This is a genomic window from Sphingobacterium sp. MAE, from assembly GCF_056711605.1.
This window is the reverse complement of the sequence record NZ_CM160044.1, coordinates 736208-762940: the sequence shown is the minus strand read 5'-3', so window position 1 is coordinate 762940 and position 26733 is coordinate 736208. Positions and strand designations below refer to the sequence as shown.

The following is a 26733-nucleotide window of genomic DNA, read 5'->3' as shown; positions in this document are numbered from 1 at the left end:
TAAAGCAGCTACCAGGACTACAAATCAATATGGATGGTACTATTTATTATCAAGGTAAAGAGGTGTCGCAAGTAAAAGTAAATGGAAAAGATTTTTTTGCAAGCGACCTACGCATAACAACTCGAAACCTAGATGCTTCTCTTATTAAAACGGTACAAGTATATCGTGATAAAGGTGAATCCAAAAAGATAGTGGAAGATGAAGAAAAATTGCCAATCACGATCAATCTAAAATTCAAAAAAGATTTTCTCAGAGCTAGTTTTGGCAAATTATATGGGAGTGCGGGTACTAGAGATCGCTATGAAGCTGGGGGACTATTCAATACTTTTCGAGATACACTACAAGTGAGTTTTATCGGTTTTGGTAATAATATCAATCGGGAAAGTTTCGACTATAATGAACTTAATCAACATGGTGGACTGGGAAGATCCGAAAATTATGGGTTTAACGATTTTGGCGGACGAAATTATAATGGAAAAGCAAATGATATAGCAGCAGGATTTAACCTCAATAATGACTGGGGGAAAAAAAGTAAGCTAAATATCATGTATATGTTAAAATACAAGAAAGAAGAAGGACAAAATACCGGAAATCAAACTGCTCTTTTTGACAATGTCGAACAATTTAATGAAAATGAATATAATACGTACAACAATTCATTATCACATAATGTCAATTCTCTTTTTAGATATAGGATGGATACTACCGCCTATTTTGAGTTTATCCCTAAGATTTCGATCACCAATAATGATGGACATAGTGATAGTTGGATGAGGACGTATACAAAAGAGAACTCGTTAAACTATAGTATCAATAACAACAAGACCGAGAGGTCTAATTTCAACTATGATCATGGGTTTTATATTGAAAAACTATTACATAAAAACCATATTATCTCATTAAGAAATAACATCAATATTAGAAATGATAAAGAAGAAGAAAACGGAAATCAATGGACTCAAATTTTTCAAAACCCAGTTCCAAGTTCTAGTTTATTTGAAAACAAAAGGAAAAACGAAAAATCAAATAGTACCAATACTTTTCTAGGATATAATAATAAAAGTATTGAAAAATTAAATTTTGACTTTTACATTTCTTTTAACACAATTGAGCAAGGCCCACAAGAAAGTATATACTATGACCGGGATAGTACAGGCATCGTACATGGTGAACAATTTGAGAATAGCTATCGGTTTAAATCGGAAGAATATATATCTGGAATTAAATTCTTTTGGAAACCCGTCAAAAAATTATTCGTAAATTTTGGCACTGCCTATGCAATTAAAGATAATCACTTTAATTTATTGAAGATTAATGAACGAAAATCGACATCCAATGGATATTGGCTTCCTAATATTAATATCCGATTTCATGATTTTGATGTCTCTTGGTCAAAAGATCTGGAGTCACCAGCGACATATAGAACTCAGGTTGTGACAGATACTTTGAATCCGCTGATAACCCGATTACCATCTTTTTTTACGAAAATATTCTTCGGCAAAATGCTAGATTCTCCTTTAATAAATACAAACAAAAATACCAGGTCGGTATTCATATCAATATAAATTATAAAGATAAAAGTGAAGGCTACAAAAGTTGGAGAGATGTATCTAATGGTCACTATACGGTCCAATCATTTCAAGCTAGATCTACAAGTAACCAAAGCTTTTATCTCTATGGAAGATACAATTTTAAATCAGGAAAAGATTGGACTTTTTATATTTCTCAAAATACTAGTTTATACACTTATCAGCAATATGCGTCTATCAATAATGTGGATAATAAATTAACAAACCTAGGTATAAATCTGACGCAAGAATTTTCTATTACTTGGAAAAATCTAATTGGTTTTACACCGAAATACACGTATAGCTGGAATAAATCCATGAACTCTGTTAAAAACAATCCTGACTTTCTAGAGAATGCTTATGAAACTCACAAAATCGGAGCGGGACTAAATATAAATCCTTTAAAAGGATTTTCTTTGGAAACTTCTTATTCTTTGGAAAATAGAGCAAGTGGTTTAAATGAAAGAGAAAATTATCATATCTTAAATTCATCTTTTTATTATACCCTGAAAAATAATTCTCAAATTAAGTTAACAGGTTTTGATATATTAAATCAAAATAGACAAAACTATTGGGGCAACAGCGGAAATACAACTTATTTCCAAAATACTATTACTTTGAGACAATACTTTTTATTGGGATATATTTATAAATTTAAAGTAACGAAATTGAAAAATTAAACAAACATGGTTTTGATTTGTTGAAACTATAGCAAATATATTAAATATGGCATTTGTAGATTACTATAAAGTACTAGGTATTGAAAAAACCGCATCTACTGATGATGTGAAAAAGGCGTATCGCAAATTAGCGCGAAAATATCATCCTGATCTTAATCCTAACGATGAGGCTGCGAAACAAAAATTTCAGGAAATCAATGAGGCAAACGAAGTGCTTTCAGATAGTGAAAAGCGTAAAAAGTACGATCAATATGGAGAAAACTGGCAACGTGGTGAGGAATATGAGAAAGCACAGCAGCAGTATCGTCAATCGGGAGGCAATACCTATGGTGGATCTCAAAGCTACTCAGGTAATTTTGACGATGGACAATTTTCTGATTTTTTTGAACAAATGTTTGGTAGCAGAGCCGGTGGTGGAAGAAGAAATAATTTCCGTGGTCAGGATCTGAATGCCGACTTAGAGTTGACACAACAACAAGCATACACCACGCATGCACAGACCTTTACCATTAATGGAAAAAATATCCGCATCACCATCCAAGCTGGTATGGAAGATGGTCAAAAAATAAAACTAAAGGGTCTTGGCAGTGAGGGACTCAATGGAGGGCCCAAAGGCGACCTTTACATCACTTTTCACATTGTTCCCGACCCGAAGTTCAAGAGACAGGGAAATGATCTGTACACGTCTTTAGATATTGATTTATACACCGCTATTTTGGGAGGTGAGGGTATTCTTGAGACATATGGTGGTAAAGTAAAACTTAAAATTCATCCGGAAACACAAAACAATGCCAAAGTAAGATTAAAAGGAAAAGGTTTCCCTATCTATAAAAAAGAAGGTGAATACGGTGATTTATATGTCACTATAAATATTGTTATCCCCACTAATCTAACGGATAAAGAAAAGGAACTATTCCAACAATTAGCTGATCTAAAAAAATAATCTCATGGAACGGACTCTTATAAAATTATCGGATTACTGCCTTTCAGGGAAAGCTGAAATCACGTTTATTGACACGCTAAATGAATATGGTCTTCTGCACATTATCATTGAACAAGAGGAAAAATATATCGAAGAAGATCAACTTAAAGATTTGGAAAGATTTTCGGATTGGTATTATGATTTGGATGTCAATCCCGCTGGTATAGAGGTTGCCCATCATCTTATTCAAAAAGTAGAGGCACTTCAACATGAATTGTACCGATTAAAAAATCAGCTTAAATCTTGGGACTCATAATTCCAAGATTTAAGCTGTATTGGTCAATGCTTATCATGGTCTAAATGATCATCGTTAACAACTACTTCCTTTCGCCAAATAACACGATGCTGCAGATCTGTTAATTCTAACTGATATATTCCTTTACAAACAACAAAAGATCCATATGATTGGCCTGGCTGTAGAAGTCTATAGATGATTAGTTTCGTTGCGCCATCGCCATTTTGCAAAAAACCTTTCATCAATGTGTAATTTTCTCGTTGAATGAAATCAGTTGGGATTTTATAATCAAAATGACCTCTACTACTATCATCAGGACAAAGAATCTCCGTGCGGCTAGGTGTAAAAATATAATGCTGACTATACATGGCGGCATTTGAAATGGCAAGATCTTCTTATTTGATCAAAATGATCATTATATCTGTCCGGAATAATATAGATCAAGCTTACATACTCTTCTTTTCCTAATTCCTGCTTAAAGGGAATTATAGCATGATAGATCTTACGTCTTTTAAATGTAGTTATTTGATAATAATATTTCCCTTCTTCAGTTCTTTTAATTGAAAATCCATCTTTGGAGATTAAATTTTTTGTATTTTTAAAACGTTCGCTACTTTTATTATTGATTAAACTAATCAATCTGAATGTGCTATCACCAGTACTCTGCCCACTAAATAAAACAGTATAGCCAGAAGTGGAATAACCGAGTTTCTGGATGAGCTGCTTATCACTTTTTGACAGATGACCGGTCTGCAATCCAATTTTTGTCTTTTTATCATAATTTAAGAAATGATTCCCCACATATACCGACATATTGCGGTCAACATTAACAAAATATTCATCCCCCTCGACTATAAACCCTTTGGGCGTAAACTGATAGGATGATCGGCATGAAATCAAGACGATCACTGTAAATAATATAACAAGAATTTTCATGATATGTCAAAAATAAAGCTCCCTGGAAGGAGCCTTTAAGTTTATTGAATGATTGTGTTTAATCGGATGGGCAATGTGTAAGCAACGCGCACAGTATGTCCGTTTTGAATGCCAGGCCTCCATTTTTCAGGATAATTTTTAATGACATCAACTGCCGCCTGACCGGTTCCATACTTTAAATCCTTTTTAATTTCTACATTGGAAAGGCTTCCATCCTTTTCAACAATAAAACTAACTTCTACTACACCGTTTATTCCGTTTTTCAATGCTTCGGAAGGATAGCTATAATGAGCACCAATATATTTCATGAATTCTCCCATGCCCTGAGGGGGATTAGGTTTTACTTCGACAGCACTAAATATGGTATTTGGTCCTGGATTACTATCTTCTTGAACTGTTGATGAGCTCTGCAAAATGTATTTTTGATTGCTATCATGAGATACCTGATCTTTAGTGACTATAGGAGGAGGAAATTTGACATGATCGATTTTAATTGGAAGTGTAAATGCAACACGTACGGGCTTTCCTTTGTGAATTCCTGCTTTCCATTTTTTCCCATTTTTAACAACGGCTTCAGCTGCTAGAGCAGATCCAAATCCTAAATCATTTTTTGCTTTCACATGGGTTACGCGACCATCTTTTTCAACAGTAAATCCTACTGAAATTGTACCTGTTATATGGTTGTCAGTCATTTCTTTTGTATACTTGAAATTCTGACCAATGTATTTCATATAAGCCTGCATACCTCCAACTGGCTGAGGTAAGACTTCAGGTCTAGCATAAATTTTATCCTCTTGTTCTAATTCTGGCATTTCAATCAGTGAACTTACGGCATGTGACACTACTGGTAATTTTACATCTATGACTTTAATCAGTTCGGTCTTAGCATCGACTGTATTATTTAAAACAAGTCCTGCAAAACCAATGATACCAGCAATTGGAATCATCAAAGTATATTTCCATTGATTGGATTTTTTTGATCTATTTTGAAATAACATCATAATTCTCTTTTTTAAAATGGACTCACTGGCAAACTCATGTGATAAGATATGAGTGGGCACGCGAAGTGCATTTGCGATTAATAATTCTGCATAAGATGTTTTATCTGTTGCAGCACAAAGTTGATCAGCAATACATTCATGCTGAAATTTCAATTCTTTGATATAAAAAAAGAGTACAGGATTGAACCAGTTAAAAATTCGGACGATCTCTATTAATAAAATATCATAAGAATGACCTTGCTGAACATGAACCAATTCATGACGATAAATGATGGTATTGTGCTTAGCTTCCTGACCGATATAAATAAAACTTAGAAAAGAAAATGATGTGTTTCCCTCTGATTGATTAAATCGCTGATAAAGTCTGATTAATCGAATCAAAAAATACAGAACTGCAATGGATATCGAAAGCCAATATATGAGCTCAAAATTCCAGTTTAATTGCGAAAAATGATGCTGATGAACGATTTTGATTTCAGGAATACTCAATTCGGCCAATTCGAGAGAGATAGCAGGCATTAACTTCGCTTTATAAGCTAGATTGGATAAATCTATAAACCGTATCGCTGGTAGAGTAAAAGACAAAACTACTGCACTCAATAAATAAACTCTATTTCCCTGAAAAAAAGTTAGTTTGCGCAAAAACACATGGTAAATGATATAGAATGCAATTAAACTTAAATTGGCTAAAATGAGATAAGCGATCATAATATGGGATTTAATTGTTGAAAAACACTACATTTTCTTTTGTTTTGCAATCATCTCTAATAACTCATTGACTTCACCAAGGTCCAACTTATTTTCTTCTAAAAAATAAGATAGCATACTCGTAGCTGAGTTATCAAAATAATTATGCAATAGTTTTCCTGTTATTAGTTTTTTATATTCTTCTTTTGAAATCTTTGGGATATAACGATGGCTTTTCCCATAAGATTCGTGCTCCAGAAAACCCTTGGTTTCCAAAATGCGCACTATTGTAGAAACTGTATTATATGCTGGTTTTGGTTCTGGTAAACGATCGATCACTTCTTTAACAAAGGCTCCATTCATTTCCCATAGCTCATGCATAATTTGCTCTTCAGCTTTTGTAAGTTCTTTAATTTCGTTCATAACTCTTTTTAATAAAAAGGCACGTCTGCCGATAATCGATTATATAACAAGTATAAAACTAAAAATTTAGTTATCCAACTAAAAGATTAGTTATTGTATTTAAAATACTAATAATGAGTAATATAAAATAAATTAGGGTCTATAATTGTATTAAAGATTTCCATATATTTTATAAAGAAGTTTCTCTAAATCCCGTGTTTTGATTTAAAGCGTTAAAATAATAAGGGGGTTAACGATCATGAATAATTTTAAATGCTGTGGAGTAGCTATTTAAAATTAATGATTGGAAGCACAGATACTTTTTTAATCTCCACTCCATCGACGATTATTTTTCTTTTCGGCCTGTTTAGCCTTTCGATCTAATCGATCTAAAACTTTACGATATGGTATTTTTGTCTTCTTACGAGATTTCATAGGCGTCAAAGCGGTATTGACGATATGCAAAAAACGTTCTATAGCTATTTCTTTATTTTTTAATTGGGAACGATCAGTATCACATTCCAACTGAAATATCGCTTCTTTATTAATTCTATTACTTAGAACATCCGTAATCAATGTTTTCTGATCTTCATTTAGGCACATACTTTCCAAAACGGGCCATTGTAATAGCACTTTGGAAGACACTTTATTAACATGTTGTCCACCTGCGCCACCTGAACGCGTAAATTTGAATGTTAATTCTTTTATTAATAATTCCTTATTTATCATGAGTATTTCTCTCTAATTTATCTATTTTTTCAATTAGATCCTTAATGATATCGAGCTGAAACTGTTGCATTTCGATTAACTCTTGCTCTTTATGAATCAATAAATGATCAACTTTTTCATGTAAAGTACGAATCTCCAATTCTGCCTTTAGATTGATCATATAGTCATTTTGAGCACGTTTTCGATCCTTATCTTCTTGTCTATTTTGACTCATCATAATGACGGGTGCTTGTAGTGCTGCTATACATGATAATAACAAATTGAGCAAAATAAATGGATATGGATCGAATCCCTTATCATTTAACCAATAAATGTTAAAAAAGATCCAACACATCAAAAATGCCAGAAAAGATAAGATAAAGGTCCAACTTCCTCCAAAATTAGCGACTTTGTCTGCTATGCGCTCACCAAAAGATTCTTTGATTTCTTCTTGGTCGATTGAAGCACTGAGTACTTGATTGTTACTTAAACTTTCAACCACTAACTTATCAAGCTGTTTCAACTCTCCCAATTCATTTTTTAAAATTGTGGAAATATATTTTTCTTTATATCCGTCCAATTCATTAGATGAAATCAACGATTCTTTGGAAAATTGTGGAAAGTCTTCTTTAACAAGATCAAAAATGGAGCTTCTTAATGTTGATCCCAGGACTTTACTACTGATCGGAAAAGTTTTTCCTGATATGCTACTTACAAAAGTCTTCATAATATGTTTTCTTAATACGGTACAAGATAATTTTTTTCAATCAATAAAGTGTCAACAACATCTCATGACTCTGAGTTATGCTTAAAAAAATTATTGCATTCGTGTGATAGGCTGTTTTACAAAATAATCTTTAATTTGCAGTAAATAAAAAAGCATTATGAAAATTGGGATTGTATGTTATCCAACATTCGGCGGTAGTGGCGTCGTAGCGACAGAACTTGGAAAGGCTTTGGCTACGCATGGACATCAGGTTCATTTCATCACTTACCGGCAACCTGCGCGCTTAGACTTTTTTTCGGAAAATCTATTTTATCATGAAGTCGCTGTTTCACAATACCCACTTTTTGATTTTTTACCTTACGAATCGGCATTGGCGAGTAAACTGGTGGATGTTGTCCGTTTTGAAAAATTGGACGTTATTCATGTTCATTATGCCATCCCACATGCTTCAGCGGCCTTTATGGCTAAACAAATTTTGTTAACATATGGCATTAATATTCCTGTTGTAACAACACTACACGGTACAGATATCACTTTAGTTGGTAAGGATAAAAGTTTTAGCCCTGTTGTGACGTTTTCCATCAATCAGTCCGATGGTGTAACGACGGTATCACAAAGTTTAAAAGATCAAACGCTTACATTTTTCGATATTAAAAGAGATATTCAAGTTATTCCAAACTTTATTGACTTGGAAAGATTCAGTATCAAAGATCGCTCTCATTTCAAAAGAGCAATTGCTCCCGGCAATGAGCGTATTTTGATCCATACTTCAAACTTCAGAAAAGTAAAAAATACAGGTGATGTTATTCGTATTTTCCAAAAAGTAAATGAACATATTCCGAGTAAGCTATTGATGGTCGGTGACGGTCCTGAACGAACCAACGCGGAAGAATTGTGTCGTGATCTGGGTGTATGTCAAGATGTTCGATTTTTAGGAAAGCAGGATGCTGTAGAAGAAATTTTATCGGTATCGGATCTCTTTCTAATGCCATCAAGTTCCGAAAGTTTTGGTCTTGCAGCTTTGGAGGCAATGGCTTGTAAAGTTCCCGTTATTTCTACCAATACAGGGGGATTACCGGAACTGAATGTAAATGGTGAGACGGGTTTTTTAAGTGACATCGGTGATGTGGATGAGATGGCAAAAAATGCGATCTATATATTAGAGGATAATGATCGTCTAGAAAAATTTAAAGATGCTGCATTAGCACGCGCGAAAACATTTCAGCTCAGTAATATCATGCCCCAGTATGAAGAATATTATAGAGAAGTGATAGAAAAAGTTAAAAATTCCTAATAAATATAACTTTCGTCCTTATCGGATGAAAAAAAAATTTTATCTTTGGCCTTTGGAGAATTTCCAAAAAAACAATTATGAAATACAAACGTATCCTATTAAAACTTAGCGGCGAATCCTTAATGGGAGATCAAAGCTATGGCATTGACATCAAGAGAGTTGCACAATATGCAAAAGATATCAAAGAGTTACATACTCAAGGTTTAGAAATTGCTATTGTTATTGGTGGAGGTAATATCTATAGAGGTTTAAGTGCAGAGCAGTCTGGTATGGACCGTGTACAAGCGGATTATATGGGCATGTTAGCAACTGTCATCAATAGTATGGCGCTGCAAGATGGTCTTGAAAAAGTAGGTTTAAAAACTCGTTTGTTGACAGCAATCAAGATGGAACAGATCTGCGAGCCTTTTATTCGTAGAAGAGCTGTTCGTCACTTGGAAAAGGGACGTATTGTGATATTCGGAGCGGGAACTGGTAACCCTTATTTTACAACAGATACTGCAGCTTCGCTTCGTGCTATTGAAATTAACGCTGATGCCGTTTTAAAAGGTACTCGTGTGGATGGTATTTATACGGCAGATCCTGAGAAAGACCCTTCTGCTACTCGTTTTGATGAAATTTCGTTTACAGAAGTTTATCAAAGGGGTCTAAATGTCATGGACATGACAGCTTTTACATTGTGTCAAGAGAACAACTTACCGATTATTGTGTTCGATATGAACAAACCTGGTAACTTGTCAAAATTAGCAAATGGAGAACCAGTAGGTACTATCGTACGCTAATCATAAAAAAGAAAAAAACGATATTAAGATATGAATGAATTGATTTCACTTGAATTGGACGATTGTAAGGAGAGTATGTCCAAAGCTGTTTCTTTTACAGAATCAGAATTAACAAAAATTCGTGCCGGAAAGGCTTCGCCCGCTATGTTAGATGGTATTTCCGTAGATTATTATGGATCTCCAACTCCATTGTCTCAAGTTAGTAATATTAATACAACTGATGCACGTACAATTGTTATCCAACCATGGGAAAAACAATTGATCAATGCGATTGAAAAGGCTATTACTGATGCTAATCTTGGTGTAAATCCACAAAACGATGGTATTGTCATCCGTTTGGTAATTCCTGCTTTGACAGAAGAAAGAAGACGCGACCTTGTTAGAAAGGCAAAAGAAGAAACTGAAAAAGGCCGTGTTGTCGTTCGTAATATCCGTAAAGAAACTAATGAGTCTTTGAAAAAGTTGAAAAATGACGGAGCTTCTGAAGACGAAATTAAAGTTGGTGAAGCTGAGGTTCAAAAATTGACTGATTTATTTATTGCAAAAGTCGATAAATTAGCTGAATTAAAAGAAAAAGATATCATGACGGTATAATTTTCTTCAATAAAAAAGAAAACAAAAAATGGGGATGTAGGTAATACATTCCCATTTTTTGTTTATAATAATAGTTTTCTTTAAAATTAGTTGTAACTTAATCCTTACTAAACTACAAACAAATCAAACAGTATGAATAATTCACGCCGTCAATTTATCAAAAAAGCTGGTCTTGGACTTTCTGCCGCATATTTCCTACCACAGTTGCTCTCTTGTGAAAATAAAAAAATGGGTATTGATTCTCCCTTTACCAACCTAGGGGTGCAGCTTTATTCTATTCGTGATCTGATGGCAACAAATCCAACAGATTCCTTACAGCAGGTTGCAAAGATTGGCTATAAACACGTAGAGACATATGGAATAGATCCCGCTACAAAATCTTTTTGGGGTCTAGATTACAAAGCCTTAAAAAAAGTATTGGATGATAATGGATTAAAGTCGCACAGTGGTCATTACGACATGTCAAAATACTTTAGTCGTAATCATCAGGATAAAGAGGATCTGAATATCTACTTTGATGCCGCAAAAGAACTTGGTCAAGAGTATGTCATAGCCCCAGTATCTCCCATGTTTGACATTTCGGCTTTGAAGAAAGATGATTATCTATACATAGCAGAACAATTGAATAAGGCTGGTGAAGAGGCTAAAAAGCATGGATTGAAAGTTGCTTTCCATAATCATTTTTGGGAATTTAGGGATTTAGGTAATGGTACTAGAGGTGAGGAAGTTCTATTAGCATTTACTGAACCTAATCTGGTTGATTTTGAGCTTGATTTATATTGGGCTGAAAAAGCGGGAATGAATCCAGTCAGTTTGTTTGAGAAATTCCCTAATCGATTCAAATTATGGCATATCAAAGACATGGATAAAGGGTTTACTAAAACAATTGTCGGTCCTGAATTTGATAAATTAGATTTCGGTGCGATCTCGAAAGAAGTGAAATATACAGAGGTGGGTACTGGTCATATTGATTTCATCGCTATCGCTCAAGCGAAAGCAAAAGCAGGTTTAAAATATGCTTTTGTAGAACAAGATGACATTTATATACCTAACAAGTTTGAGAGTTTAAAAAAGAGCTACGACTACGTACAGGAGCATTTAGGGAAAATATGATAACAAAATAAAAGGGGCTTGGCCCCTTTTATTTTGTTATTATATTTAACGACTATTAAAAGGTCATTTTTTCGACTTCTTCAGCTGTTTCAATTACTTTTTCTGCCAAATCAGCTTTAAAAGCAATGATATTTTTTTCAATTGCTTTATCTTGAGTTCCAAGAATCTGAGCGGCTAAGAATACCTGCATTTTTAGCCGCATTTAAAGCTACTGTAGCTACTGGAATACCATTGGGCATCTGTAAGATTGATAATACTGAATCCCAACCGTCGATCGAATTAGAAGACTTTACAGGAACTCCAATAACGGGCAAATGCGTAATTGATGCTACCATACCTGGCAAATGTGCGGCACCGCCTGCCCCTGCAATAATAACTTTCAATCCTCTTTTTGCGGCATCTTGTGCATAATCAAACATTCTCTGTGGGGTACGATGCGCAGAAAACAATAGTCACCTCAAAAGGTACTCCTAATGTTTTTAATACATCTACCGCATCTTGCATAACAGGTAAGTCTGATTTACTTCCCATAATAATCCCTACTAAGGCTTGGTTCACTATTGACATATATCTTAAGCTTTTACTTTCAAAATTTCTTGTACTTTTCTTGCATTGCTGATCGCTAACTCTCGATCGTCATTGATGATACAAACGTGACCCATCTTACGGAAAGGTTTTGTAAATTTTTTTCCATACAAATGTACGTATACGCCCTCCATAGCTAAAATTTCTTCAACGCCTTCGTATTTTGCTAATCCTTCATAGCCTTCTTCACCTAACAGATTAATCATTACTGCATTTGTACGACAGCGAGTATCACCTAAAGGTAAATTGAAAATTGCTCTTAAATGTTGTGCAAATTGTGATACATAATTTCCTTCGATGGTTTGGTGTCCACTATTGTGTGTACGAGGTGCTAGTTCATTGACTAATATCTCTCCATCTTTTGTTAAGAACATCTCAACGGCAAGTAATCCGACTATCTGTAGATCATTGGCAATCTTTTTTGCTAGTTCTTCTGCCCGTTGCTGAATATCAAAACCATAAGTAGATGGGGCAATCAAAAATTCAACTAGATTCGCATCTGGATTGAATTCCATCTCTACCATAGGAAAGGTCGATACATCACCGTTATCATTTCTTGCGACAATGACAGCAATCTCTTTCTCAAAATCTACCCATTCTTCTATTAAAGATGGTTCATCAAAAGCAGTTTCTAAATCCGCTAATGAATTAATTTTCTTCACACCTTTACCGTCATAACCATCTTTACGAAGCTTCTGAATATAAGGTATACTTAAATTAGCATTATTCAGGTGCTCCTTAGTAGAAATCAGCTGAAATAACGAAGTAGGTATGTCATTTTGTTTAAAGAATTGTTTTTGCAAACCTTTGTCTTGTATCAATCTGATAATACGCGATTGAGGATAAACTAGAACACCCTCTTCTTCTAATTTTTCCAACGCATCCACATTGACCTTTTCAATCTCAATAGTAATCATATCGAGATCTTTTCCAAAATTGTATACGGTTTCAAAATCGCTCAAAGAGCCACACTCAAAACGATTGCATAATTTACGGCAAGGAGCATTCTTATCTGGATCAAGAATATGAACATTAACATTATAATTAATGGCCTCTTGAATCAACATTCGGCCCAATTGACCACCGCCAAGAACACCTAATTGCAAATCACCATAAAAATCTTTTCCCATGTCTATTTTTCTATATCTATTCTATTAAGCTTTCTGATTGAACAACTGTTCTCCCAGTAAACTTTCTTTTTCAATTTTCTTTTGTAATTCTAAAAAAGCACCGATCAATGCTTCGGGCCTTGGGGGACATCCTTGCACGTATACATCGACGGGTATAACGCGATCAACACCTTTGACTACGTGATAACCGTGTTGCCAATAAGGTCCTCCGCAATTTGAGCATGATCCCATGGAGATCACATATTTTGGCTCGGGCATCTGTTCATATAGCTTGCGGATACGATCTGCCATTTTGAACGTTACTGTACCCGCTATAATCATCACATCTGACTGCCTCGGAGAAGGACGAGGAAATACACCTAAACGATCCAAATCATAATTTGCAGCCATGGCTCCCATCATCTCAATAGCGCAACAGGCTATTCCAAAACTGATTGGCCACATCGATGATAATCTTGCCCAATTGAGTAGGTCATCCAATTTGGCAACAATAACACCATTATTCTGTATTTGACTTTCTAAACTCATGATGTTGCTCCTGGTTTTTTAAATCTCGGCTTAAAAGCTACTTTTGGAGAAGCGGATACGACATCACTCTTTGCTATAACTGCTTCTTCCTGCAGATCTTCTCTATGATTTCGCAATTGATAGGTTGCTTGGTTCAGCATATCATAAGCTGTACTTGGAATATTTACTTTTACATGTGGACGTTGATGAATCGGTTTTACCCATTCTAGATCACCTTTTACCCAAACAAAGATCAATCCTATGATCAATATACCGACAAATAATGCCATTTCAATTAATGTAAACCAACCCCACCTCCCATCGGCTGCGATGTATTCAGCTTGTCCAAAAACGGTCGCCCAAGGAAAAATAAAAATTAATTCGACATCAAAGAGTAAAAATATGAGTGCAATAACATAGAACCTAGGGTTGAATTGTACCCAAGAAGAGCCTACGGCATCTTCACCACATTCATATGTACTCAATTTTTGGGGTGTAGGTTTATTAACAGACAGTAATCGTGCTGCCATAATGGTCATCGCGACTAAAAATATCCCTATCAAAATTATGATAAGTATCTTTCCGTATTCCGATAATTGCCCGGGGTCATCCATTGTGTTACAAAGTTAAAAAATAATTCTATTACAATTAGTACTAAGTCTAAAATACAAAAAATAAATACGATTTGTAAAAGCCTAAAATTATAAATTTCATGTTTTTATGATTTCTGCATCTTCCCTTATCAGATCTGCAGAACTAAATTGGATATCTTTTTAGAATTTTACTAAATGACATTTAAAAAAATACCCTAAAAATTGTCAATTTTTAGGGTACAATGATTTAATAAATATGTTCTATCTTATTTCCCTGGCATTTTAGGCATATTTTTCATAAGTTTTGCTGCCATTGCAGGATTTGACATTTGTTTCATCACTTTACGCATGTCACCAAATTGTTTCATCAACTTATTTACTTCATTGATATCAGTACCTGATCCCTTTGCGATACGAATGCGTCTTTTTTGATCAATAGCATCCGGATTTTCTCTTTCAAATGGTGTCATGGAATCAATAATTGCTTCAATTGGTCTAAATGCATTATCATCTACTTCAATGTCTTTCATCGCTTTACCCACACCTGGTATCATTCCCATCAAATCTTTCATGTTACCCATTTTTTTGATTTGTTGGATTTGTGATTTAAAGTCATTGAAGTCAAATTTATTCTTGCGGATTTTCTTTTGAAGTTCAGCAGCTTGTTTTTCGTCAAATTGCTGTTGTGCGCGTTCTACTAAAGATACGACGTCACCCATACCCAATATACGGGAAGCCATACGTTCTGGATAAAACACGTCTAATGCATCCATTTTCTCGCCCGTACCTATAAATTTAATTGGCTTGTTGACAACAGATTTAATTGACAATGCGGCACCACCACGGGTATCACCATCTAATTTTGTCAAAACAACACCAGTGAAATCTAATCGATCATTGAAGGTTTTTGCAGTATTAACAGCATCTTGTCCTGTCATCGAATCGACAACAAAAAGAATTTCATGCGGTTGTGTAGCTTCTTTTACAGCTGTGATCTCCACCATCAAGGGTTCGTCAATAGCCAAACGCCCTGCTGTATCAATAATAACAACATTGTGTCCACTTCTCTTTGCTTCTTCAACACCTGCTTTTGCAATCGCAATAGGATCTGTTGAATGACGATCTACATATACAGGAACACCAACTTGGCTAGCTAACACTTCCAATTGGTCAATAGCTGCTGGACGATAAACATCACCAGCTACCAATAATGGTTTCTTTCCTTTTTTATCTTTTAGATATAGCGCTAACTTTCCCGAGAATGTCGTTTTACCTGCTCCATTTAAACCAGCAATGAGTATAACTGTCGGATTTTTAGAAACTTCTAACTCGGTAACAGTGCCTCCCATTAATGCTGTCAACTCATCATTCATGATCTTAGTCAACAATTGTCCAGGTGAAATGCTTGTTAGTACGTTTTCTCCTAATGCTTTTTGTTTAACATCGTCAGTAAATGTCTTTGCAGTTTTATAATTCACATCGGCATCCAATAATGCCTTACGAATTTCTTTCATCGTTTCTGCAACGTTGATCTCGGTAATACTACCTTGGCCCTTTAAAACCTTAAAGGCCCTATCTAATTTATCCTGTAAGTTTTGAAACATGATAATTGTAAGTCTATGCTAATATAAAAAGCAAAGTTAAAAAAATTGTCGGAAGCTGAAGCATATAGAATTCAATTCCAAGCGTTAAACATAAAAAAAAGCGAATATTGATAAAAATATTCACTTTTTTATGCTGTAAGTATACTTAAAACAATTAATCTCTTCTTCCAAATAATAGGGAAGCATAATATAATAGAGTAACTAACGCACTTAATGCTGCTACTACGTAGGTCATAGCTGCCCATTTTAAGGCATCTCTGACACCTTCATCTTCTGCCGCACTATGTGTTACACCGTTGTTACTCAACCAAGCTTTTGCACGATTTGACGCATCAAATTCTACAGGTAGCGTCACGAAACTAAATATTGTTGTAATGGCTAGCGCTGCGACACCTATTGCTAAGACAATATAATTTTGTGAAAAGGCCATTAATATAACACCTAACATCAAAACCCATGATGTCAATTTTGAGGCGAAGCTCACCATTGGTACCATCGCTGATCTAAATCCTAACCATTTATATGCTGTAGCATGTTGCACAGCGTGCCCACATTCATGAGCAGAAACTGCAGCAGCTGCTATACTTCTGCCACTGTACACTTCTGGACTCAAATTTACCGTCTTATCAGCTGGGTTGTAATGATCTCCTAAACGATCGGGAATCGAAACGACTTGCACATCGTAGATCCCATTGTCCGTCAACATTTTTTGAGCAATTTCCCCTCCTGTCAATCCACTTGTCAATGGAATTTCAGAATATTTTTTAAACTTATTTTTAAATCGGGTTTGTACGATCAGGCTCACCACCATGATCCCTATAAATAAAATCCAATACATAATATTTTCCTTGTTTTTGTAAATGCTTAATCAAAATATATTCCACCTTACCATAGTAGACAAAATTTCATACACTAATGTACTAAAATCATCCGCGAATCCATAATGGAACGATAAGTGAAACAAAAATATGACATTATTACAGATAAAGTTAAAATAAATGGGATGAACTTCTGCAGTTCATCCCATTTTACAAATTATTATTTTTTCAGTATGTCTTATCCGATCTGCAACATCAAACTTTGTCCTTCTATCATTTTTCTTAGGTTTGCCAATGCATAACGCATACGACCTAATGCTGTATTGATACTTACCTCAGTAATATCTGCAATATCTTTAAAACTCATATCACAAAAATGTCTCATAATTAAAACTTCTTTTTGATCATCTGGAAGTTTTTGAATCATTTTTTTCAAATCAATATCCCTTTGCTCCTTGAGCATTTTGGACTCTACATTTTCATCACTAAAGTCTAATACATCGAAAATATCAAATCCTTCGGTATTGACAATATTCGGAGCTCTTTTCTCTTTTCTGAAATGATCAATAATCATATTGTGTGCAATGCGCATAACCCAAGGTAAAAACTTACCTTCATCGTTATACTTACCGCCTTTTAATGTATTGATTACTTTTATAAAAGTTTCTTGAAAAATATCTTCTGCAAGATATTCATCTTTTACTTTCATATAAATGGAGGTATATATTTTAGATTTATAACGTTCTAACAAAGCTGCTAACGCTGTTTCTTTACCATCTAAATATATATGGATTAATTCTTGATCCGTTTTTTTATTTAAAACACTCATACTTCACCTATTTTTAGCAGTTACCAAATTAATTTAACTAAAACCTGTTCAAAAAAGTAAATGTATTCCGTATAGTAAGATATTTATGAAGTGATCAATTTTTGTATACTCAAAACAAGAGAAAATTATCGAGTAATCAAATTATTACAATATTATTTAAGACTTTTTAACATTTGCACAAAAAAAAGTGCCTTGATTCAACTCTAAGGCACTTTTCCACATAGCAATATGTTATATTTTATTTGTAAAGAGGGAATGCTGCCATCAATTCTTTTACTTTAGAATGGATTTTAGCAAGCTCTGAATCATTTGATGCATTTACAATAGCTGCATCAATTAGTTCTCCAATTTGGATAATCTCTGTTTCTTTGATACCACGTGTCGTGATCGCAGCTGTACCGAAACGAACACCTGAAGTAACAAATGGAGAACGAGAATCAAATGGAACCATATTTTTGTTTGTAGTAATACCTGCTTTTCCTAAAACAGCTTCTGCTTCTTTACCAGAAATATCTTTATTTCGTAGGTCTACCAACATCAAATGATTATCTGTACCACCAGAAATAATTTTATAATCTCTTTCGACGAAGAATTGTGCTAGAGTAGCCGCATTTTTCTTAACTTGAACAATGTATTCCATATATTCGTCAGAAAGCGCTTCACCATAAGCAATTGCTTTAGCTGCGATGGTATGCTCCAAAGGTCCTCCTTGTGTACCAGGGAAAACAGCTAGATCCAACAATTGTGTAATAGTACGAGTTTCGCCTTTTGGTGTTTTTACTCCCCAAGTATTTTCAAAATCTTTGCCAACCATAATCATACCACCACGAGGTCCGCGAAGGGTTTTATGTGTAGTTGTAGTTACGATATGACAGTGAGGAAGTGGATCATTTAATAATCCTCTTGCGATAAGTCCCGCTGGATGAGAAATATCGGCTAAAACTAAAGCACCAATTTCATCAGCAACTTTGCGGATTCGTGCATAGTCCCAGTCACGAGAATAAGCTGAAGCACCACAGATAATCATTTTCGGTTTTTCACGAAGTGCCGTTTCTTCTAATTGTTCATAATCAATTAGACCAGTTTCTTCTTTTACACCGTAAAACAAAGGTTGGTAAATTTTACCTGATAAATTCGCTGGAGAACCGTGCGTCAAGTGACCGCCATGAGATAAGTCAAGACCTAAGATTTTATCACCAGGTTTGATCGTTGCTAAAAACACAGCGGCATTTGCCTGTGCTCCTGAATGTGGTTGTACATTTACCCATTCAGCACCAAATAATTGTTTTGCACGATTAATTGCAATAGTTTCGATTTCATCGACTACCTCGCAACCACCATAGTAACGTTTTCCCGGTAAGCCTTCAGCATATTTATTTGTCAAAACTGAACCTGCAGCTTCCATAACTTGTTTTGAAACGAAGTTTTCTGATGCAATTAATTCGATACCTTCTTCTTGGCGTTTAAGCTCATCAGCTATCAAATTGAAAATGGCTTGATCTCTTTCCATTGTTTTAATCTAGTATAAAATATGAATATTATGATTTTAGTCTACAAAGATAGTATAATACTTAAAAAAGGCTTCACAAAACGCCCTTTATTATTACAAAATATCATAAAATCACCTTATTTATTAAAATATGACAAAATCAATATTCTTAATTCGTAACGAATTACTTCAACGTCATCAACAAGAAGACTTGAAGAAGCGACACAAGTTGTATAATAAAGATTATCGATATTGACATGTTAGGTCATCACAAATTTTTTGTCTGCTCGTTAAGTCCTGTTGCACAAAAGGTAAGGATCAGAATTATAGCAGTGTATAATCAATGTCATAAATTTGTAGCTCTCTTATTTTCTATTAAAATTATGTAATTTTGTTTAAGTTGGTTAAAATATTATCACGATGAGTACAGAGACTATAACAGAGAAAGCTCCTTTAACATTAACTGATGGAGCAATAAAGGAATTAAAAAAGCTGAAAGATCAACAAGAAATTTCAGATGATTTTGGATTACGTATTGGTGTTGAAGGTGGTGGTTGTTCTGGAATGAGCTATATTTTAGGTTTCGACCAGAAAAAAGAAGGGGATAGCGAATACAGTATTGCAGGAATTAGAGTTTTTATGAATAAAGCACACGGCTTATATCTGGCAGGAATGGAGGTTGACTTCAGAAATGGCCTGGATGCGCGTGGATTTACTTTCAATAATCCCAATGCCTCAAGTACATGTGGCTGCGGAAGCTCTTTCTCCGCATAAAAAATTAAAGATATAATCCAAAGCCCAATATTCGCTGGATATTGGGCTTTGTTGGTTTTACAAAAACGTACCTTCTGATCAATATCGAATGCTACAAATGTAGTTTTTTTGACTAAAAAGTACATTAACTCTGCGTCAAAGAGGAATACATATGCCTTAAAACTGTTCATTTTTTAACTTTCAGCTTTCAGCTTAATTGATTAAATTAGCGACCTTTAGAAAAAGATTACGAGACACCGATGTATAAAGAATATAAGCAGCTTAATTTGCCGGAAATAGGCAAAGAAATATTGACCCGTTGGGAACAGGAAAAAATATTCGAAAAAAGTATCACAAACCGTCCAGGAAATAAACCTTACACATTTTATGAAGGCCCTCCTTCGGCTAATGGTATGCCTGGTATTCACCATGTGATGGGTCGTACGATTAAGGATATCTTCTGCCGTTACAAAACTCTAAAAGGATTTCAAGTAAAACGTAAGGGTGGATGGGATACTCATGGGCTTCCAATCGAACTTGCTGTCGAAAAGAAATTGGGGATTACAAAAGAAGACATCGGTAAAAAAATAACTGTAGAAGAATACAATGATGCCTGTCGTACAGAGGTCATGAAATATACTGATGTATGGAATGATCTGACTACTAAAATGGGTTATTGGGTAGATCTTGAAAACCCATATGTGACATATGAAAATGAGTATATCGAAACACTCTGGTACCTTTTAAAAGAATTTTACAAAAAAGGCCTTCTCTATAAAGGGTACACTATACAGCCTTACTCCCCTGCTGCAGGTACAGGATTGAGTTCGCATGAATTAAATCAGCCCGGTACTTACAAAGATGTGAAGGATACTACTATTGTTGCTCAATTTAGACTCATCAACAATCAATTACATCCAGCAATCGGTACTCTGGTAGAAGATACAGCCGAGGATGTAGCTTTCATCGCATGGACGACTACACCTTGGACACTTCCGTCCAATACTGCTTTGATTGTTGGGAAAAAAATCTCTTACGTAAAAATTAAAACTTTCAATCAATATACAGGTGCACCAGTTTCTGTTATACTGGCAAAAGATTTAATTTCAAAACATTTCAAAGCTGAAGGAAAAGACGCTTCGTTTCAAGATTATAAATTAGGGGATAAAGTTATCCCTTGGGAAGTGGCCGCAACTGTTACAGGTGAGGAGCTTGTTGGTTTACGTTATGAGCAATTAATGCCCTATATTACTTCAGATGAACTGCAAGAAAGGGCTTTCCGTGTAATCCCAGGTGATTTTGTAACTACAGAAGATGGTACGGGTATCGTACATGCTGCTCCTACTTATGGTGCAGATGACTTTAGAGTAGCTAAAGAACAAGGTGTACCCGGAATTTTGATTAAGGATGAAAATGGAAAAGAGGTTCCAACAGTAGATCGTACTGGTCGTTTTGTAAAAGAAATTACTGACTTTGCTGGTCGTTTTGTGAAAGAAGAATATTATTCGGATGCTGAACGTGCTGATAAAGATTTCCGTCCTACTGATGTACTCATTGCAATTAAACTAAAAGAAGACAACAAGGCTTTTGATGTCAAAAAATATGAACATACATACCCACACTGCTGGCGTACAGATAAACCGGTTCTATACTATCCATTGGATAGCTGGTTTATTAAATCTACAGCAGTTAAAAATGATCTAGTTGCTCTTAATAAAACTATTAATTGGAAACCTGAGGCAACTGGCACAGGGCGTTTTGGTAATTGGTTAGAAAATTTAGTTGACTGGAATTTATCACGTTCTCGTTACTGGGGTACTCCACTTCCAATCTGGCGTTCTGAAGATGAAAATGAAGAAATATGTGTAGGCTCTATGCCTGAATTAAAGGCTTTATTAGAGGCTTCTTTATTGTCAGATGTTTTAACAGAAAAAGAAAAAGAAACAAACAAATCATACTTAGATAAATTCGGAACGGAACAACTTGACTTACACCGTCCGTATGTAGATGATATCATCTTTGTATCCGATGCGGGTCAAAAATTATTCCGTGAACCTGACTTAATCGACGTTTGGTTTGATTCTGGTGCTATGCCATATGCACAATGGGGTCTAGATTACGAAAAATTAGCAAAAGGAGAAGCGTTACCATTCAAAGATGGATATAAAGAAGCATTTCCTGCAGATTTTATTGCAGAAGGAGTAGATCAAACACGTGGTTGGTTCTTCACACTGCATGCGATATCAACGATGCTTCAAAAATCAGTTGCTTTTAAGAATGTCGTATCTAATGGTTTAGTTTTAGATAAGAATGGAAATAAAATGTCTAAACGTCTTGGTAATGGTATTGATCCATTTGCAACGTTAGATAAATATAGTGCTGATGCTACTCGTTGGTATATGATCAGTAATGCATCTCCGTGGGATAACTTAAAGTTTAACGAAGAGGGATTGGACGAGGTACGTCGTAAGTTTTTTGGTACTTTATATAATACATATGCTTTCTTTGCTTTATATGCGAATATTGATAAATTCAGTTATGCGGAAGCAGATATCGAGCTAGCGAATCGTCCTGAAATCGATCGTTGGGTAATTTCATTATTAAATAGTTTAACGAAAGAGGTAGATGAGTATTATGCAGAATTCGAACCTACAAAAGCCGCTCGTGCAATACAAAATTTTGTTGATGAGCATCTAAGTAATTGGTATGTTCGTCTTTGCAGACGTCGCTTTTGGAAGGGCGAATATTCGGAAGATAAAATATCTGCCTACCAAACACTTTTTACTTGTCTGGATACCATTGCAAAGTTAATGTCTCCGATATCTCCTTTCTTTTCAGATCAATTATACTTGGATCTGAATAACGCAACAGGAAAAGAAACTTTTGAATCTGTACATTTAGCTAATTTCCCAATATATCACGAGCAATTGGTTGATAAAGATTTGGAAGAACGCATGTCCTTGGCTCAAGATATCTCATCATTGACGCTGTCACTGCGCAAAAAAGTAGGCATCAATGTTAGACAGCCCTTAAATAAAATATTACTTCCAGTATTGGATAATAGTTTCCAAGAGCGGGTTGAAAAGGTAAAAGATTTGATACTTTCGGAGACTAATATCAAAGATATTCAATTCATTACGGATACTACAGGTATCATCAAGAAAAAAATAAAGCCAAATTTCAAAGCTCTTGGCTCGAAAGTTGGTAAAGACATGAAGTTAGTGTCTGCAAAAATCAATGCGCTTTCTATGGAAGAGGTTGCGAAATTGGAACGTGATGGCGAAATAATGTTAGCCGATACGCCGTATACGATCCAATTAACTGATGTAGAAATTATAGCAGAAGATGTTGCGGGATGGCAGGTCGCTAATTTAGCTAAATTAACCGTTGCGCTAGATATTCATATTTCTGACGAATTAAGACAAGAAGGATTGTCTCGAGAGTTGGTTAACCGTATCCAAAACCTAAGAAAAGATAAGGGTTTTGAAGTTACTGATCGTATCGTTGTTTTCGTTAGTAAAGATGCTGATATTGAGCAAGCCACGAATAAAAATTTATCTTATATTTGTACCGAAATTCTAGCGGATTCATTGAAATTCGAAGAATCACTAACCACTGGAGATAACATTGATATCGATGGTAAGGAATTGAATGTTTTAATCGAAAAAATTTAAATTATGGCAACTAATAACGAAAAGACACGCTATAGCGATTCAGAGCTACAAGAATTTAAAAGCATTATTTTAGAAAAATTAAGAATAGCAAAAGAAGAACTTTCAGCATTGACTGCCTCACTTAACAATAGTGATGCAAATGGTACAGATGATACTGCAGGAACCTATAAAACACTAGAAGATGGTTCTGCGACTTTGGAAAAAGAACAAACAAATCAATTAGCAGCGCGTCAACGAAAATTTATAGACAATTTGGATGCAGCTTTAGTGCGTATTGAAAATAAAACATATGGTATCTGTAGAGAGACCGGAAAATTGATTCAAAAGGAAAGATTGAAAGCTGTCCCGCACACTACATTAAGTATTGAAGCTAAGAATAAGCAATATTAATATTATTTAAATACAAAAAGATAATGGTCTTTACTGTCGGTAAAGACCATTTTTACAACTATGAAAGGCTATACTAAACCCGTAATTTTAATAATTCTAGTTCTTTTAATTGACCAAATATCAAAACTATGGGTTAAATTAAATATGACCATCGGTCAAAGCTATGAAGTGATTGGTAAATTTGTACAAATTCATTTCATAGAAAACAATGGGATGGCGTATGGAATGGAATTTGGTGGAGAATTTGGAAAACTCATGCTTACTCTTTTTCGTATTATCGCTGTTGGAGCAATCGGCTATGGTCTACATTACATGGTTCAAAAGAAATATAATAGAGGATTTATTCTCAATATTGCTTTAATATTTGCAGGAGCACTTGGGAATATAATTGATTCTACTTTCTACGGTTTAATCTTTAGTGAAAGTACTTGGTATGACAAAGCGACCTTATTCCCTTCGGGTGGTGGTTATGCAACTATTTTTCATGGAAAAGTAGTGGACATGCTTTATTTTCCGCTTATTGAAGGTACCTTTCCCTCTTGGCTACCAATTTGGGGTGGTCAGGAATTTTTATTTTTCCGACCTGTATTTAACATCGCTGATTCTGCAATATCGGTGGGCGTAATTCTGATTCTACTTTTTCAAAAAAAATACTTTAAAGAAGAAAAAGAAGAAAAAACAAGTATCCATAGTGAAATTGTAGAAGATTAAAAATGACTTCCTTAAGTCTTGAAAATTCAAGGCTTTTTTTATTCAATAACAATAGTTAAGACAATGAAATTAGAAATGAAATGGGCAATATTGGCACTTCTAACTATTTTTAGTTTACCCAGCATTGCTCAATATAGCAATCCAGATTTAGTAAAAAAACATATTCATTACCTTGCAAGTGATAAAATGAAAGGTCGAGGTACAGGTAGTAAAGAAGTCTTTAAGGCAGCTGACTATATCGAAAAATATTTTAAAAAACTTAAACTACAACCGCTAGGTGAAAAAGGATTTCGTCAATCGTTTGAAGCTAAAGTCTGGAAAGTTAAAGTGAGTGACAGCATTCGTAAGGCAGATAATATCATTGCATTTTTAGATAATGGTGCACCGCTTACTATTGTTATTGGCGCTCATTATGATCATTTAGGAACTGGTCATCAAGGAAGTTCAAAAGATTCATTAGGTGTTGGTAAAATACATAACGGAGCTGATGATAATGCTTCTGGAGTAGCTGGTTTATTGGAGTTAGCACGCTACTATAGCACAAATAATATAAAGGAAAGTCATAATTTTCTATTTATTGCATTCGGTGCAGAAGAATTAGGATTAATAGGATCCAAATATTTTACCGAACACCCTACCCTACCCTTAGATAAGATAACTGGCATGTTGAACATGGATATGATCGGAAGATTAAATCCTGAACAGGGTGTTGCTGTAATCGGATATGGTACAAGTAAAAAGTGGCCAGAAATATTTGAAGGCATTGCTCCAAAGATTAAGTTCTATACAGGTCATGACGGAAATGGTGGTTCAGATCAAACCTCTTTCTACAAAAAAAATATTCCTGTTTTGTTTTTCCACACCGGTGGTCACCCAGATTATCATATGCCAACAGATGACCCAGATAAAATTAATTACACTGGATTGAATGGTATCATTGATTTCGAAGTCATGGTTATCAACAATATGTTAAAACAAAGTGGAAAACTAGAATTTCAATTCACAAATTAATGATGGTTTCCAACAAAGTGTTAATAACGGGTTCTAATGGTTTTTTAGGACAAAAACTGATTGATCGTCTTAGTAAAGACAGTAGCTACGATACTTTTGCAATCTCTATGCATGAAAATGAGAATCCAAATAAGGAAAATTATCATTTTCAACAATTGGATTTAATGAATTCGGAACTTCTAAATAACTATTTATCAGAATTTAAACCTAACTATATCATACATACTGCGGCTATCACAAGTGTTGAAGCATGTGAAGCTGATCAGGCTAAGTGCCAGAAGATGAATGTTGATGTTGTCGAACAGCTAGCCCAATACTGCAAGCAATCAAATGCTTTTTTAGTACAGTTATCCACAGACTTTGTGTTTGATGGAAAAAATGGTCCTTATAAAGAGGAGGATTTGGCTCATCCATTGAGTGAATATGGGAAGAGCAAGTTACGTTCTGAACAAGTTATCCACAATACGGGATGCGCCTATGCAATTTTAAGAACTATACTAGTATATGGAATAAATGCAAACCCAAAACGCTCTAATTTAGTACTTTGGGCAAAAGAAAAACTATCTAGTAAAGAATCAATAAATGTAGTAAAAGATCAGTGGCGTATGCCAACTTTTGTTGATGACTTGGCAGAGGCATGTATTTTAGCAATTAAAAAACGTGTAACTGGGGTTTTCCACATTAGCGGAGAAGAAATGTTTACAATTGCAGAAGCTGTTTACCAAATTGCGGATTTTTGGAAACTGGATAAATCTTTAATTTTTGAATTAACAGCTTCAGAAATCAATCAATCCGAAAATCGTCCTCAGAAAACTGGTTTTATATTATCAAAAGCAAAATCAATCTTAGGTTATGAACCGACTCCCTTCAAAGTGAGTTTAGAAATAATTGATCAACAATACGGAATCTTCCGTTAATAATAAAAAAGAG

At 34.8% G+C, this 26733-nt stretch carries 27 protein-coding genes and 1 pseudogene; 14 read left to right on the top strand and 14 right to left on the bottom strand.

Annotated elements, in window-relative coordinates; genetic code table 11:
* Positions 1 to 29: 29 nt before the first annotated feature.
* From AC06G9_RS03320 to AC06G9_RS03305, 4 genes are all read left to right on the top strand, one after another.
* Complete coding sequence (locus AC06G9_RS03320) at positions 30 to 1565, top strand: hypothetical protein (RefSeq protein WP_480957510.1); 1536 nt, start codon at positions 30 to 32, stop codon at positions 1563 to 1565.
* A gap of 209 nt (positions 1566 to 1774) precedes the next feature.
* Positions 1775 to 2248, top strand: a complete 474-nt coding sequence (locus AC06G9_RS03315; RefSeq protein ID WP_434443430.1) for a hypothetical protein — start codon at positions 1775 to 1777, stop codon at positions 2246 to 2248.
* A 46-nt stretch (positions 2249 to 2294) separates the two neighbouring features.
* Entirely contained in the window at positions 2295 to 3191 is an 897-nt protein-coding gene (locus tag AC06G9_RS03310) for a DnaJ C-terminal domain-containing protein (RefSeq protein WP_045755103.1), read from the top strand.
* Positions 3192 to 3195: 4 nt separating this feature from the next.
* Positions 3196 to 3486 (top strand): chaperone modulator CbpM, encoded by a 291-nt coding sequence (locus AC06G9_RS03305; RefSeq protein WP_094771788.1) that lies wholly within the window; start codon positions 3196 to 3198, stop codon positions 3484 to 3486.
* A 23-nt stretch (positions 3487 to 3509) separates the two neighbouring features.
* Here the strand turns inward: AC06G9_RS03305 and AC06G9_RS03300 are convergent, their stop codons facing one another.
* The 6 genes from AC06G9_RS03300 to AC06G9_RS03275 form a co-directional block, all read right to left on the bottom strand.
* Positions 3510 to 3833 carry a hypothetical protein gene (locus AC06G9_RS03300; protein WP_480957509.1) on the bottom strand — a complete coding sequence of 108 codons (324 nt, stop codon included), beginning with the start codon at positions 3831 to 3833 and terminating at the stop codon, positions 3510 to 3512.
* On the bottom strand, positions 3826 to 4401 hold the full coding sequence (locus AC06G9_RS03295; protein WP_480957508.1) for a hypothetical protein: 576 nt from the start codon (positions 4399 to 4401) through the stop codon (positions 3826 to 3828). Before AC06G9_RS03295 ends, AC06G9_RS03300 begins: the two co-directional genes overlap by 8 nt.
* Positions 4402 to 4442: 41 nt before the next feature.
* Complete coding sequence (locus AC06G9_RS03290) at positions 4443 to 6110, bottom strand: TonB family protein (RefSeq protein ID WP_045755100.1); 1668 nt, start codon at positions 6108 to 6110, stop codon at positions 4443 to 4445.
* Between the two features lie 27 nt (positions 6111 to 6137).
* The gene (locus AC06G9_RS03285; RefSeq protein ID WP_153195015.1) at positions 6138 to 6512 is read right to left on the bottom strand and encodes a BlaI/MecI/CopY family transcriptional regulator; all 375 of its coding nucleotides are present in this window, start codon (positions 6510 to 6512) and stop codon (positions 6138 to 6140) included.
* A 303-nt stretch (positions 6513 to 6815) separates the two neighbouring features.
* Positions 6816 to 7220, bottom strand: coding sequence for an alternative ribosome rescue aminoacyl-tRNA hydrolase ArfB (arfB, locus tag AC06G9_RS03280; protein ID WP_052627713.1), 405 nt, complete (start codon positions 7218 to 7220; stop codon positions 6816 to 6818).
* Positions 7210 to 7926 (bottom strand): DUF1003 domain-containing protein, encoded by a 717-nt coding sequence (locus tag AC06G9_RS03275; RefSeq protein ID WP_248754775.1) that lies wholly within the window; start codon positions 7924 to 7926, stop codon positions 7210 to 7212. The genes arfB and AC06G9_RS03275 overlap by 11 nt, the downstream gene beginning before the upstream one ends.
* Positions 7927 to 8083: 157 nt before the next feature.
* Between AC06G9_RS03275 and bshA the strand changes: the two genes are divergently transcribed.
* The 4 genes from bshA (at position 8084) to AC06G9_RS03255 (ending at position 11709) form a co-directional block, all read left to right on the top strand.
* Positions 8084 to 9220 carry an N-acetyl-alpha-D-glucosaminyl L-malate synthase BshA gene (gene bshA / locus AC06G9_RS03270; RefSeq protein ID WP_045755097.1) on the top strand — a complete coding sequence of 379 codons (1137 nt, stop codon included), beginning with the start codon at positions 8084 to 8086 and terminating at the stop codon, positions 9218 to 9220.
* Between the two features lie 77 nt (positions 9221 to 9297).
* Positions 9298 to 10002: a UMP kinase gene (gene pyrH / locus AC06G9_RS03265; protein ID WP_021189335.1), complete on the top strand. Its 705-nt coding sequence runs from the start codon at positions 9298 to 9300 to the stop codon at positions 10000 to 10002.
* Positions 10003 to 10032: 30 nt separating this feature from the next.
* Entirely contained in the window at positions 10033 to 10596 is a 564-nt protein-coding gene (frr, locus tag AC06G9_RS03260; protein ID WP_045753624.1) for a ribosome recycling factor, read from the top strand.
* Positions 10597 to 10728: 132 nt separating this feature from the next.
* Positions 10729 to 11709 carry a sugar phosphate isomerase/epimerase family protein gene (locus tag AC06G9_RS03255; protein WP_480957507.1) on the top strand — a complete coding sequence of 327 codons (981 nt, stop codon included), beginning with the start codon at positions 10729 to 10731 and terminating at the stop codon, positions 11707 to 11709.
* Between the two features lie 55 nt (positions 11710 to 11764).
* Here AC06G9_RS03255 and purE read toward each other — a convergent pair.
* The 8 genes and pseudogenes from purE to glyA all read right to left on the bottom strand — a co-directional run bounded on the left by purE (position 11765) and on the right by glyA (position 19285).
* Positions 11765 to 12276: pseudogene (gene purE, locus AC06G9_RS03250) on the bottom strand (5-(carboxyamino)imidazole ribonucleotide mutase).
* A 5-nt stretch (positions 12277 to 12281) separates the two neighbouring features.
* Positions 12282 to 13424: a 5-(carboxyamino)imidazole ribonucleotide synthase gene (locus AC06G9_RS03245; RefSeq protein WP_045753621.1), complete on the bottom strand. Its 1143-nt coding sequence runs from the start codon at positions 13422 to 13424 to the stop codon at positions 12282 to 12284.
* A gap of 24 nt (positions 13425 to 13448) precedes the next feature.
* Complete coding sequence (locus AC06G9_RS03240; protein ID WP_021188837.1) at positions 13449 to 13952, bottom strand: NADH-quinone oxidoreductase subunit B; 504 nt, start codon at positions 13950 to 13952, stop codon at positions 13449 to 13451.
* Positions 13949 to 14494 (bottom strand): NADH-quinone oxidoreductase subunit A, encoded by a 546-nt coding sequence (locus tag AC06G9_RS03235; RefSeq protein WP_293925555.1) that lies wholly within the window; start codon positions 14492 to 14494, stop codon positions 13949 to 13951. The genes AC06G9_RS03240 and AC06G9_RS03235 overlap by 4 nt, the downstream gene beginning before the upstream one ends.
* A gap of 296 nt (positions 14495 to 14790) precedes the next feature.
* Positions 14791 to 16128, bottom strand: coding sequence for a signal recognition particle protein (gene ffh / locus AC06G9_RS03230; protein WP_045753619.1), 1338 nt, complete (start codon positions 16126 to 16128; stop codon positions 14791 to 14793).
* A gap of 154 nt (positions 16129 to 16282) precedes the next feature.
* Positions 16283 to 16966 carry a zinc metallopeptidase gene (locus AC06G9_RS03225; protein ID WP_045753618.1) on the bottom strand — a complete coding sequence of 228 codons (684 nt, stop codon included), beginning with the start codon at positions 16964 to 16966 and terminating at the stop codon, positions 16283 to 16285.
* Between the two features lie 218 nt (positions 16967 to 17184).
* On the bottom strand, positions 17185 to 17775 hold the full coding sequence (locus tag AC06G9_RS03220) for an RNA polymerase sigma factor (protein ID WP_045753617.1): 591 nt from the start codon (positions 17773 to 17775) through the stop codon (positions 17185 to 17187).
* Positions 17776 to 18013: 238 nt separating this feature from the next.
* Positions 18014 to 19285 (bottom strand): serine hydroxymethyltransferase, encoded by a 1272-nt coding sequence (gene glyA, locus AC06G9_RS03215; protein WP_045753616.1) that lies wholly within the window; start codon positions 19283 to 19285, stop codon positions 18014 to 18016.
* A 399-nt stretch (positions 19286 to 19684) separates the two neighbouring features.
* Here glyA and AC06G9_RS03210 point away from each other — a divergent pair, with 399 nt between their 5' ends.
* The 6 genes from AC06G9_RS03210 (at position 19685) to AC06G9_RS03185 (ending at position 26720) form a co-directional block, all read left to right on the top strand.
* On the top strand, positions 19685 to 20038 hold the full coding sequence (locus tag AC06G9_RS03210; RefSeq protein WP_248754777.1) for a HesB/IscA family protein: 354 nt from the start codon (positions 19685 to 19687) through the stop codon (positions 20036 to 20038).
* A 239-nt stretch (positions 20039 to 20277) separates the two neighbouring features.
* Complete coding sequence (gene ileS, locus AC06G9_RS03205; protein WP_480957506.1) at positions 20278 to 23691, top strand: isoleucine--tRNA ligase; 3414 nt, start codon at positions 20278 to 20280, stop codon at positions 23689 to 23691.
* Between the two features lie 3 nt (positions 23692 to 23694).
* Entirely contained in the window at positions 23695 to 24081 is a 387-nt protein-coding gene (locus tag AC06G9_RS03200) for a TraR/DksA family transcriptional regulator (protein ID WP_045753613.1), read from the top strand.
* Between the two features lie 60 nt (positions 24082 to 24141).
* The gene (locus AC06G9_RS03195) at positions 24142 to 24792 is read left to right on the top strand and encodes a lipoprotein signal peptidase (RefSeq protein WP_248754779.1); all 651 of its coding nucleotides are present in this window, start codon (positions 24142 to 24144) and stop codon (positions 24790 to 24792) included.
* A gap of 63 nt (positions 24793 to 24855) precedes the next feature.
* Positions 24856 to 25803 carry a M20/M25/M40 family metallo-hydrolase gene (locus tag AC06G9_RS03190; RefSeq protein WP_094771784.1) on the top strand — a complete coding sequence of 316 codons (948 nt, stop codon included), beginning with the start codon at positions 24856 to 24858 and terminating at the stop codon, positions 25801 to 25803.
* Positions 25803 to 26720 (top strand): SDR family oxidoreductase, encoded by a 918-nt coding sequence (locus AC06G9_RS03185; RefSeq protein ID WP_248754781.1) that lies wholly within the window; start codon positions 25803 to 25805, stop codon positions 26718 to 26720. The genes AC06G9_RS03190 and AC06G9_RS03185 overlap by 1 nt, the downstream gene beginning before the upstream one ends.
* Positions 26721 to 26733 lie beyond the last annotated feature (13 nt).